12 protein-coding genes are annotated in these 11,880 nt (G+C 41.1%); 5 read left to right on the top strand and 7 right to left on the bottom strand.

All coding sequences use genetic code 11. The features are described from left to right. Positions 1–23 precede the first annotated feature (23 nt). Together V7K50_RS14375 and V7K50_RS14370 are read left to right on the top strand one after the other, a co-directional pair. Positions 24–1,124: a D-alanine--D-alanine ligase family protein gene (locus V7K50_RS14375; RefSeq protein ID WP_334961042.1), complete on the top strand. Its 1,101-nt coding sequence runs from the start codon at positions 24–26 to the stop codon at positions 1,122–1,124. 194 nt (positions 1,125–1,318) lie between these two features. Continuing rightward, on the top strand, positions 1,319–1,969 hold the full coding sequence (locus tag V7K50_RS14370) for a hypothetical protein (RefSeq protein WP_334961041.1): 651 nt from the start codon (positions 1,319–1,321) through the stop codon (positions 1,967–1,969). Between the two features lie 782 nt (positions 1,970–2,751). Here V7K50_RS14370 and V7K50_RS14365 read toward each other — a convergent pair. From V7K50_RS14365 to V7K50_RS14350, 4 genes are all read right to left on the bottom strand, one after another. Continuing rightward, a complete protein-coding gene (locus V7K50_RS14365; RefSeq protein WP_334961086.1) occupies positions 2,752–3,684 on the bottom strand; it encodes an alpha/beta fold hydrolase in 933 nt (310 codons plus the stop codon). A 206-nt stretch (positions 3,685–3,890) separates the two neighbouring features. Further along, complete coding sequence (locus V7K50_RS14360) at positions 3,891–4,397, bottom strand: DUF4112 domain-containing protein (protein WP_334961039.1); 507 nt, start codon at positions 4,395–4,397, stop codon at positions 3,891–3,893. Between the two features lie 86 nt (positions 4,398–4,483). Beyond that, complete coding sequence (locus tag V7K50_RS14355; RefSeq protein WP_334961038.1) at positions 4,484–5,383, bottom strand: YihY/virulence factor BrkB family protein; 900 nt, start codon at positions 5,381–5,383, stop codon at positions 4,484–4,486. 644 nt (positions 5,384–6,027) lie between these two features. Next, positions 6,028–6,321, bottom strand: coding sequence for a 2Fe-2S iron-sulfur cluster-binding protein (locus V7K50_RS14350; RefSeq protein WP_334961036.1), 294 nt, complete (start codon positions 6,319–6,321; stop codon positions 6,028–6,030). Positions 6,322–6,655: 334 nt separating this feature from the next. On the opposite strand from V7K50_RS14350, the gene V7K50_RS14345 reads away from it, so the two are divergent. The 3 genes from V7K50_RS14345 (at position 6,656) to V7K50_RS14335 (ending at position 9,525) form a co-directional block, all read left to right on the top strand. After that, complete coding sequence (locus V7K50_RS14345) at positions 6,656–6,925, top strand: hypothetical protein (protein WP_334961034.1); 270 nt, start codon at positions 6,656–6,658, stop codon at positions 6,923–6,925. Between the two features lie 41 nt (positions 6,926–6,966). Continuing rightward, a complete protein-coding gene (locus tag V7K50_RS14340) occupies positions 6,967–7,956 on the top strand; it encodes a hypothetical protein (RefSeq protein WP_334961032.1) in 990 nt (329 codons plus the stop codon). Between the two features lie 339 nt (positions 7,957–8,295). After that, on the top strand, positions 8,296–9,525 hold the full coding sequence (locus tag V7K50_RS14335) for a glycosyltransferase family 4 protein (RefSeq protein WP_334961030.1): 1,230 nt from the start codon (positions 8,296–8,298) through the stop codon (positions 9,523–9,525). A gap of 223 nt (positions 9,526–9,748) precedes the next feature. Here V7K50_RS14335 and V7K50_RS14330 read toward each other — a convergent pair whose 3' ends face one another. The 3 genes from V7K50_RS14330 to tmk form a co-directional block, all read right to left on the bottom strand. Continuing rightward, positions 9,749–10,030: a hypothetical protein gene (locus V7K50_RS14330; protein ID WP_334961028.1), complete on the bottom strand. Its 282-nt coding sequence runs from the start codon at positions 10,028–10,030 to the stop codon at positions 9,749–9,751. Beyond that, positions 10,023–10,256: a hypothetical protein gene (locus V7K50_RS14325; RefSeq protein ID WP_334961026.1), complete on the bottom strand. Its 234-nt coding sequence runs from the start codon at positions 10,254–10,256 to the stop codon at positions 10,023–10,025. Before V7K50_RS14325 ends, V7K50_RS14330 begins: the two co-directional genes overlap by 8 nt. 736 nt (positions 10,257–10,992) lie before the next feature. Further along, positions 10,993–11,673 (bottom strand): dTMP kinase, encoded by a 681-nt coding sequence (tmk, locus tag V7K50_RS14320; protein WP_334961024.1) that lies wholly within the window; start codon positions 11,671–11,673, stop codon positions 10,993–10,995. Between the last annotated feature and the right edge of the window lie 207 nt (positions 11,674–11,880).

Raw genomic sequence — 11,880 nt, 5'->3', positions numbered from 1 at the left:
TGAGAAGTGTCGAGGAACCGAAAATGACTAAGCTACGCGTGGGGTTACTGTTTGGCGGTCGCTCGGGAGAACATGAAGTTTCAATCAAATCAGCAGGGGCGATCGCTAAAGCCTTGAGTGCAGAGCAAAATGCTAATAAGTACGAAATATTGCCTTTTTACATCCAAAAAGATGGACGCTGGCTTGCGGGTGAAGTACCCGAAAAGGTTTTAGCAACCGGCACTCCGCTTCTGGAATCAGAACAATCAACTTCTGAGGGACATCTGACATCCAACCCTCAAGCCCAAACCCTCAGCAAGTGGCAATCTCCCTCTCAAGTTGCCCAAGTGGATGTTTGGTTTCCCGTTCTCCACGGCCCCAACGGTGAAGATGGGACAATTCAAGGGTTACTTACCTTGATGCAAGTCCCCTTTGTGGGTTCTGGGGTGTTAGGTTCGGCAATGGGGATGGATAAAATTGCCATGAAAATGGCCTTTGAGCAAGCTGGACTACCACAGGTAAAATACAAAGCGATCACTAGGGCGCAGGTTTGGTCTAATCCTTGCGTATTTCCGAAATTGTGTGATGACATTGAGGCAGCATTAGGTTATCCTGCTTTTGTCAAACCTGCGAATTTAGGTTCATCGGTGGGTATTGCCAAAGTGCGATCGCGCCCAGAATTAGAAGCAGCCTTAGATAATGCTGCCACTTATGACCGCCGATTAGTTGTAGAAGCTGGTGTTGTCGCTAGGGAAGTTGAGTGTGCCGTTTTGGGTAACGATCAACCCCAAGCCTCTATCATTGGAGAGATTAGTTATGATAGCGATTTTTATGATTATGAAACTAAATATACTGAAGGTCGGGCAGATTTACTGATACCTGCACCAATTCCAGATGCGATCGCTCGTCAAATTCAGGACATGGCTTTGCAAGCTTTTGCAGCTGTTGACGCTGCGGGTTTGGCAAGGGTAGATTTTTTCTATGTGGAAGCGACAAAAGAAGTCTTGATTAACGAAATCAATACCTTGCCAGGCTTTACTGCCACGAGTATGTATCCTCAACTCTGGGATCAGAGTGGAGTTTCCTTTCCCGAATTAGTTGATCGGTTAATTCAACTTGCTCTTGAAAGGCATTCTCCTAGCTGATGGAAAAAAGAAACGAACTGATTTTAGACTATTACAGTCATAATCAATACATAATATTGGCCAAATTTAGCCAGATTTGGCAGCTTATGTTTTACAAAAAAGCTACTTGAATCGGAAATTTTGTTACGGATACCTGATGCTTGACTCCTCCAGTACAATTTATTGACTAGAGGGGTACAAATCTGAAAGTAATCATGGAAAAAAGTCAGAGTGTACAGCGTGAGCGAACCCAATTAAAAAGGGCTACTCCAGAGCTGACAAACAGGAAATCGAGACTAAGAAAAAGCTCGAATGTTCTGATATATCTGGTTGCACATCATCCTTGGCTATTGTTAACCGGTTTTTTTGCCATGTTTATGGCAGGTGGTACCTTTGCCGTGTATAGCTTAGGTAATGCTGGTCCAGTAGCACAAGAAGAACCAGAAAAAATCCCAGTTATAGTTGAAGAACCAATCAATGCGCCCTCCGAGAGTAGTAATCCTACACCTTTATGGATGGTAGCTGCGATCGTCCTGAGCTGTGGTGGCGGTTCCTTGCTCATTTTCCGAATGCTGAACCGGACAAAGATTAGCAATAAAGTCCAAAAACAGGTTAAACGCCATCAAGTGCCCTTGGCACAGAACCATTACCAAAAATTGGAACCACGCCTTCCCAAGAACGAGCCAATTTTTGTGCCACAGCCACAACTAATGACAGTTATGCAGATGCAGCCTAAAACAAAACATCTGGTGACGGTTCTACCAGCAGAACACAAGCACCACCTGGATAAGCGCACAGAACCTTTAGCAGACTTAATGGATCTTCGTAAAAATAGTTCATTGTCTGCCATTTTACGCCAGTATTAATACTACTGTAATGTAAAAGCTAGTTAAATTAACACTTTTTGCCAATTAGCTTGGCTTAGATTCCCGACTTCTTAAAGAAGTCGGGAATCTTGTTATGTACGAATGATTTATTGCAATACGGTTCACTTAAGGCCAAAACTCTTTTTTTACGTAGACGCTTCTCTACGAGACGCTACGCGAACGGCTTCCCGCAGGGTACCGCAGAGGCGCAGAGGACACAGAGAGAAGAGAGGGAAAAAATGCTTAACTGAACTGTATTGTGATTTATTGCTACATAGCCGATTAACTGCTTTTAAAAAGTTATATATGAACAATTGGGAAATTTAAAAACCTGCCAAAATGGCAACCAGCCTTTGATTAACCAAGTTAAATTATATGAAGATAAACGACTTCAAGGGTTTTGTTATCAAGGGCTACCACCTAAGTAAATTCCTTTTGTAAAACACTATTTACTAAGTGATTTATAAAAAGAAAAAACTATCTATACTAATTATTTGCAGAGTATTTTTCTCAGCAAATAAATACCAATAATTAAGTTTGGCATTTGCTGCAACAGGAATATTAAATGCGTATGGGCGTTGTTGTTGAAGTACGCATTAGCCCCCAAATAACGGGCAACGTCTGTATATATTCCTGTTCACTTCAGCAGCAAATGGCAGAGTGGGAGTTTGAAAGCTGACGGATATGCTTCCTCCCACTCTCTTTTTATCGAAAATTTGGGTTTAAAATCCCGCCGTTCACGGTCAGTGCTTTATATTTCTTCTATGCTACAATAATTTTCTTTAAAAATTAGTATCTTGTAAAAACTTCAGAATCGCTGTATTTAGCGCCTGAGAAGCACCAGTTGAAGCATCATGGCAGCAGTTAGACAAAATCTGTAATTTGGAATTGGCGATATGCTGATGCAACTTTTCACCATGACTAGCAGGAAACCAACTATCTTGCTCACCCCACAAAACTAGTGTAGGACACTCAATTGCACTCAGGTTATTTTGAATTTTGGTGAGCATATTTGGCTTTTTAGCTTGCCAATTATCAATTTCTCGCGCTGCTATTTGTAACTCTTCGGCGACTTTGGCGATCGTACCAGGTAATTCAATAAACGGGTAAGTTATCCAATAGATATCTTCCTGTGTCAGGATTGACGGATAAAATAATACTTTACGTCTTTCTATTGCCATAATTTCTCTAAATAGAGGTGCAAACAAATATGCCAGACGTAAAGAGTCAATTGTTTGCATTACTTCTAGGGGCGTTTGGGCAAGTAACCACATAGCCCAATGGGGTAGATGTTCGGCAAAAACAGGTACGTTTACTACTACCAGCCGCCCGACTAACTGCGGATTTTCTTGAGCAATGGCTAGGGCAACTAATCCCCCTAGAGATTCAGCCACAATCACTGCGGGTTCATCACATAATGCTTGAATAACTCTTTGAAACTCAATAACTTGATGCCCATTTTCTTCTCTACGAGACAATGGTTTTTCGGAAAAACCAAAACCTTTGGCATCAAAACAAATTACCCGAAAATATTTAGATAATGGTGCTATGCTGTGATGCCAATTGTAGCTCCAACTACCCATACCATGTAATAAAATTAGCGGCTTACCTCTACCTTTTTCACCATAAGAAATTTGTACAGGATACCCTTTAGCATCAGTAATAATTAGACTTTGCCGCCCTTTGGGAAAATTAGCTTGCCACCAATCTTTCATTCCGTTATCAATAAATAATTTAACTAATTCTGGGCGTTGAAGTTTCATAGCAACTAGCAAAACCTTCGGCTAGCGCTCAGTCAAGTCGCGGCATCTAAATCCCCGTTACAAAACTTAATTAGGTTAGCGTCACGCAAAGCGAGTCTGTGTACTCCTGCAAAGAAGCTACGCCAAGCGTCTCGTCGAGAGGGTGATTACGAATTACTTTAACCGCCTGTTAAGGCGTTCCACAGCAATCTAATTAGTATCACAGGCAATGCTATTAAGACAATGGCAATCAGCAACAATCCAGCCAAAACCGCCAAGATAAACCACCTGTCTGCACTCTTTTGCTCGCTGGGAAACTTTAAGTAATCCTCCAAGAGCTTAATATTATAAGTGTTAGCTGTCCAGGCAAAATCAAAAAAGTCTCCCAAAACTGGGACAGAGCCTACCAAACCATCAATGATTACATTTAAAACCATTTTGCCTAAAGTGGCTCTAGATACACCCAGCCGCGCCGCTTCTAGGATGATGTAGCTAGAAAACATCACTCCCAAAAAGTCACCACCAATAGGTATGAGTCCGATAATTGGATCTAGACCAAAACCAATTTTTGTGCCAGGAATGGTAATAGCATGATCCAGCAGGCGACTTAACTGACGTAGGCGCTTCAAGGTGGGTGCTTTAGCATCAGGTTCAATCATCGAAAATCGAGGAGGAGAATCAGACATGAAGGCGATCGCTAACTTTGTATTGAATCGTTAGATATTTTACTCCCCTACAAGGCTCTTGCCAAAACTTTCTTAGGATTTACTAATTAATATTTTTCTTGAGATTGCGACTGTGCTTTTAAGCGCATATCTTCGCCGACAGTCACGTTTAACTGATCGCCGATTAACAGAACAGCAGCGCTCATCGACAACCAGAGCATTAAAACTATCACAGCCCCTACAGCACCATATACTTTATTATAATTCCCAAAATTCGCCACATAAAGCCGAAATAGGGCAGACAATATTGCCCAAAAAACAGCCGCTAAAATTGCTCCAGGCATCATTGGTGTACCTGAGTTCCACTGGCTTGGCCCATAGCGATAGACAAAGCCAAAGGCGACAGCAACAATACTTAAAGCTAAAGGCCAGCGTAGCAGTTTCCAAATATCGAATAAAAAGGTCAAAGAAGCATTTTCGCGCACCACTATTGCCAACAGCCAATCGCTGGTAAACACTAAGAAAGAAGCTAACACCAAAAGCAACATAGTACCAACTGTTAATCCCAGAGAGACGAGCTTGGCTTTCCAAAAAGGGCGCATCTTTTCTGAAGGAACTTGATGGATTTGGTCGAGGGCTGTCATAGCGGTATTCACCGCACCAGAAGCAGTCCAAATTGCTAACACAAAGCTCAGAGAAAACAAACCGCTATTTTTGGAATTGGTAATTTCTGTGGTGGCAAAATCACGAATCAGATCCAGGGCTTCTTCAGGTAATACTTGACTTAATTGAACCGCCAGTTGTCTAAAGGTAGCTTGCAAAGATTCTGCCAATAAACCAATCGCTGTGATCAGAGCCAGAATTGCTGGAAACAGCGATAGCATGGCATTGAAAGCGATTTCCGAAGCGAGTCCCAAAAGTCGCCTTTCAATTGTCCTCGCAGAAGTTTTTTTGAGCGTGCGCCAATTGAGGTGGCGAAAGAAGCGGAAAAAACGAGGCTTTGGCATGATTTAGAGTTAAAAGTCGTTAGCTTTCTTAACTACTGTGCCAAATTTTGTGTAGCGATCGCATTATATAGCAGTCCTAAATTATTCGTGAACAATAAGATACCCGAGTTCTCAAAGAAGTCGGGTATCTGAATCTCTTCTAGGAGATTATAAGGGGAGAAAGCCACGCTATTTGCGGGTGGGGCTTGAACCTTCCCCCAAAAATGTTAATCGCCCACAAGGAGAAGCAGTGCCGTCTTCTCCCAAAGGGAGAGGCCAGCGCCAAGGGATTTTCCCAAGTAGAGCAACTGCCGTGATCAGCTTGAAACACTTTTGGCTCCACGAAGATTTATTTTGCAAAACTTATAGCAAGAACTGCCTTGATTGTCAAATAATATAACGCAATCTGCAACTTAATATTCTGACCTTACTTTTATTCCTCTTTCCTTAAAGGAAAGAGGAATAGAATTTTCCCCTTTACCTCAGATGGAAGGAGGCTAGGGGGTTAGGCTTGAGTAAAAGTTGCACACGGCGTATAATATAGAACTCCTGTTTTATTTTTGAGCAAAACTCAGTACAGGTTTATTCCTTGTTGCCTGTTACCGAGCAAAAACCAGTGTTACAGGAAGAAGGCAAGTCCAGATCATATTCCTCGTTAGCAATCTCTAAAGCTCTTCTTCTTGATGGGTTAAGATTGTACAGTCAGAAGTGGGATAGGCAACGCAGGTGAGGACAAATCCTTGCTTAATTTGGTCGTCGTCTAAGAAGTTCTGATCGTCTTGGTTAATTGTACCTGAAATTAACTTGCCGGTGCAGCTAGAGCAAGAACCAGCCCTACAGGAGTAGGGCAAGTCTATACCTTCGTCATCGACAGCAGCATCTAAGATGTACACATCATCATCAACTTCAATTGTTTTGTCGCCTTCTGGGGTCTTTAATGTGACTTTATAAGTTGCCATGTAACAATCCTTAGTTGAAATAAACTCCATATTCGATACTACGAGTTTATGTGCTGCTAGTCTAGAGTTGATTGTGGTTGACTGTTCTAGGCGGTTAGTTGGGCTAGTTTACATATACCAGAAAAGGAATCAGAAAATCACAGAAGGAAAAATGTGGCGATCGCTTCAGCTTATGCCTCAAATGAACTATAATCCCTAGACAATAATTTCTCCCTGCTGTCATTATGCTCTGCATGGAAATGGCTAATTAGACATCTCCGAAAAAGAATTGTTTTGACGTAGCAGTGCTACGTCAAAACAAGGGTTCTGGGTGATGCATATTTAATTTCTGGAGATGTCTATTAGAGACTTTGCCTCCAGTGATACATTGAGTCGGAGCCAATTCATCTGCCCAGACATCACCCTTGACTCTGGCTTTGCAGGCAGGCCGCTTATAGATGGTGCTAGTTTCGATGGCAAAAGTGTGGGTGATAGAGATAGAGATGATGTGTTGAGGCTACTCAATAGTAGCGATCGCATTGGTAAAGCTGTCAATATTGCCAGATGTTTAACCCAGTTTAATTTTTGTCTCAAGTCAGTTAGTTTAAGACTGAATATTTTATAGTAAATAAGGAATAATTACCTGCACATTAAGAATTTCTTATTATGAAAAACTGGCTATTTTTTATTATGGCTACATTGGTATATTTCTCTTCAATTTATGTTGTTTATGCATCTCATCACCCCTTAAGGCATTCAGATAATAGTTGTAATTCTACAGTGATAAGAAAGGGAGAAGGATGTTTTGTTTACAAAGCTAAATCTAGTAATTTCTCTATTCCTGTTTACTACTATTTACCTAATAAGTTGCAGGAAGATACTCAAGTTTTATTTACCATGCATGGTGAAAAACGTAATGCTCAAGATTATCGAAATGATTGGATAAATATTTATAAATCTAACAGTGATCAGCATACAAGTTTTATTTTACTTGCTCCCCAGTTTGAACAAAAGTGGTTTCCAAAAGCAGTGGGGTATAATCTTGGCAATATGTTTACAGAAGATTTAAAGATATTAAATCCTCGAAATAAATGGGCATTTACTGAAGTTGAAAATATCTTTACTTTCGTCAAAAAAACCACGGAAGTCAAGGCTGATAATTACTATATCTATGGACACTCTGCGGGGGCACAATTCGTACATCGAATGGTCATTTTTATGCCCAATGCACATATCAAAAAGGCTGTGGCTGCTGAGGCTGGTTCGTATACAATACCCGATGAAAATAGGGAATATCCCTGCGGTCTGAAGAAACTAACTGGAGAGCAACTATCATCTGTGGATCTGAAAAAAACATTTGCTATACCAATGAGAATAATTTTAGGTACAAAAGATAACAAAATTCTACCTTCTGAACATGATTCTTATGCTTGTGATACACAGCAAGGTTCTAATCGTTTAGCTCGTGGAGAATATTTCTACACTCAAATTAAAAGCATTGTTCATAATAAAAAAGAAGATTTTAATTGGACGCTCAAAAAAGTTACTGCTACTCACATTATTGCAAATACAAATCCCCCGCTTGAAGATCCGATGTTAGTGTCTTGTGCCGCCTTGGAATTTTTTCCTAAATTGACCTCCGTTAATTGCAAATAGTTATTCAGTTACAGCAGATTTCAGGTAAATGAAGTACATATATAAAACCCAAAACCTTGTAGAGACGTAGCAGTGCTACGTCTTTACGTATATTCGATTAGAACGCAATCTGCTGTAATGTAGCAAAATTTTCATCCATTTTTTCAAAGCTCATTGTCTCCATCTGCACCGAGGCTGTTGCTGTAGGCGTGCCACTGGTGTGATGGTACAATTCATGAATTTTACCTACCAAGGATTTCGAGCAAGCCCTAATTAAATTCGGTCAATGTCTAATCAAATGATGACATACAGCCTCCAATGAGGTCATTGTGTATATATCACATTTGATTCATCACTTATATGAACATTTTAATGCTATCTTCCACCTTTCCCTACCCACCAACGCGCGGGGGAACTCAAGTCAGGACATTTAATTTACTTAAATATCTGAGTCAACGCCATACTGTTACCCTCGTGACTCAACGCGAGGGCGATGTTACAGACGCAGAAGTAGCAGGATTACGGGATTGTGTGGATCATCTAGCCATTTTTGAACGCCCGCCAGATTCTCAAACCACCGGAATATTCCAGAAAATACAGCGATTTGGTAGATTTCTGCAACAGGGGACACCGCCAAGCGTACTCAACCGCTACTCAGTTGAGATGCAAACATGGATTGATAACTGGGTGGAAGCGGGGAAATGTGATGTAATTACCTGCGAACATAGCGTCAATGAAATTTATATACGTTCGCATTTTCCCAAACAGCTAAAAACTATAGTTAATGTTCATAGTTCTGTTTACGCTACCTGTCGTAACCAACTAGCAATCGGCATTTCCGAAAATTCCCTTAGAGACAAAATTAATCTGCCACTTTTGCGGCGTTATGAGCAAAACTACTGTGCTAAATTCTCGGCAATTGTGGCAACAACAGAAGAAGATAAAATTCAACTACAAGAGTTTAACCCCAATAGTGAAATTACAGTTATTCCCAATGGTGTAGATTTAGTTTCTTTCCCCAACCGTACAACCGATCCTGGAGGACATCGCTTAATTTTCATCGGTGCGATGGATAACTTGGCAAACATTGATGCTGTCTGCTTTTTCAGCAACGAAGTTTTGCCAGAAATCCAAAAGTTGTATCCTGATACAACTTTCGATATTGTTGGTTCTCATCCGGTATCAGAAGTTTTAGCACTTGATCAAAAACCAGGAATTAATGTGATTGGGCGTGTGCCTTCGATGGTAGAATATTTACATCAAGCCACCATCTGCGTTGTACCCATGCGAACTGGGTTTGGCATTAAAAATAAAACTTTAGAGGCAATGGCAGCTGGTATACCGATAGTAGCTAGCGATCGCGGGTTAGAAGGATTAGCCGTAGATGGTGCTAGTCATACATTACGGGCATTACGAGCGAATAAACCTACAGAGTACGTCACCGCTATTAGTCAACTATTTGATCATCCACATCTGCGTTCAGAATTGTCTCACAACGCCAGACAACTGGTAGAAACAGAATTCACTTGGGATATTGCTGGTAAAAGCTATGAACAAGTTTGTCTTGGAAGGAGTAAGACTAATTTGTAATTCGTAAATTGCCAGCCCTATATCCCCGACTTCGTGAAAGTTGTCGGGGATTTTATTTTTGCGTATTTGATTCAGGATTACCATAGATAAATCCTAATTGTTCTTTATTATCGGTGTGGGACAAATATGTGTAGAGACGTTGCATTACAACCTCTCTACATCGGTCATCCAAATTATCTTATCTAAATCGTATTGGTTTTTAGTTAGCTTGTGAAGAAACACATTAATTATTGTCAAACTTAGTCGAAGACCCTAACACAAGTAATTTCTTATGCTTACGCTTATTCTTATTCTTAAGGGTAGTCAAATAATTATCAACGTAGCGAAAAGCAGCAGCAGAGTCATAATCAGCAATGGCTATAGCTTGCAAAAAAACCTTTGAGGGAATCTCAAACCCTAAAAATTTCTCTGTTAAGATTAACAAATCTTCATCTGTAGCCGGAAAAGTAGTTTCTTCTGTCCCTTCTGAATCAGAAAATATATCTTCAATTAATGCTTTATACACTTTGTACCTCCCCAAAAGCATAAGATGCAAAGCCTGTGATAAAATTTAGCTGCTGATCGCGAGTCTGTAAGTTAAGCGGGAGTTCAGTACCAGGACATCCGATCTCTCGTAAAATCTCTAAACAATAACTACCGAGTTGAGTGTATGGAGCAAGCTCCAATTCTTGAGCGACTTCTAGAGCCATCTCCAGATTGACTTGGATAATTGTCTTTACAGGGTTGGTCATAAACACGCCCTCATAAACTGGATGCTCTAAGTTTTGATCACAAGTAGAAATAGCGTAACGGTGTTTTTGCGGAATTTATGAAGAGGGGAAATTAAAATATCAGCGCATTTGCGGTGATGTATCAGAAATTATGTAAACTCGGCTGAAAATTCGGCAATTTTGATTTAGGTGCGTAGGCGTAGCCCGTACTTCTCTACGAGACGCTGCGCGTAGCAAGATCCCCGTAGGGGTACGGCTGCGCCCTTCTCCTATCGGAGACGCTGCGCGAACGGCTACGCTTAGGACAGGCTTAGTGACCATCCATCATATTTTCTGACACAAGAACGCATTTTTGAGAAACCTGAATCCTGACGTATTTTTCTTTCACGAGATATATAAAAGTGCTAGGACTTATATCATGTCCGTATAAATATAGGATTACTATTTGATTTTTGAACAACACGTAGGGTGTGTTATCGCCGAGAGTACGGCACCAAACCCTTGAAAATGGTGCGTTATGACTTTAGTCTAACGCACCCTACAAATACTTAATTTTTTTCAGAAATCAAACCGGATTCCTATAGTGTTTATTGAAAGCGGCGGGAAACTCCATCCCGCAAGTGGCGTGGAGAGGGATAGCCGCCCCAAGCCTTGGGGCATTGGCCAAACAAGGCATTGGTAACTTCATTCCTTATGCCCCATTCCCCATGCCCAAAAACTCCACCCCACTTGCGGCATGGAGTTTTTCATTTTTGCCCTACGTCGCCAAGTGCAGGTGTACGCGCAAAATTCCTTGAATTACCTGTTGTACAGTTTCTTTACTCAAGCTGCCATCTACCCGCACAATTCGTGAGGAATGGGATGCTGCTAAATGTGCGTATCCTTGCTGAACGCGCCGATGAAAAGCGATTGTTTCCTGTTCAATGCGATCTAGTCCTACTTGGACTAAGAGCTTGCGGGCTAGTCCTACTTCGACATTGACATCTAACCAAATAGTTAGGTCGCTCTCTAAACCACTAGTAGCAATATTGTTAAGCTGATTGATTAAATTCATGTTCAGACCGCGACCATATCCTTGGTAGGCAATGGTAGAGTCAGTGTAGCGATCGCATAAAATATGTTTCCCGGCTGCGAGATTTGGTTTGAGTTCTTGTTCAACGTGTTGCGATCGGTCAGCAGCATACAACAAGAGTTCTGTCAATTCTGCAACTGGCTCGCCCTGAGCGGAGCCGTTGGCGCAGCCTCTCGTAGAGAAGGGTTTATCCTCTGCCTTTTCTAGTAGCAAGCGACGAAGATGTAAACCTAACTCTGTTCCCCCTGGTTCACGAGTTACTACCACAGAAACACCTAGACTTTCCAACCACTCAGAACAAAGCTGTATTTGGCTGGTTTTGCCACAGCCTTCTACCCCTTCAAATACAATTAATTTGCCACCCATGCTTTTTTGCTCGCTGCAATAAACTGATTCGCTGACATCTCATCAAGAATAGCGCGAAGTTTGACATCCTCACCGGACTGAAGCCACGGTGATTCTGGAGTAATAAGTAATGAGTAATGAGTAATGAGTAAGAATATTCACTTATTACTTATTACTTATTACTTATTACTTATTACTTATTACTTATTACTTATTACTTATTACTTA

It is taken from the genome of Nostoc sp., from assembly GCF_036917135.1.
GTDB lineage: Bacteria > Cyanobacteriota > Cyanobacteriia > Cyanobacteriales > Nostocaceae > Nostoc.
Note: the sequence above shows the minus strand (reverse complement) of the source record. Positions and strands in the feature narration are given on the sequence as shown.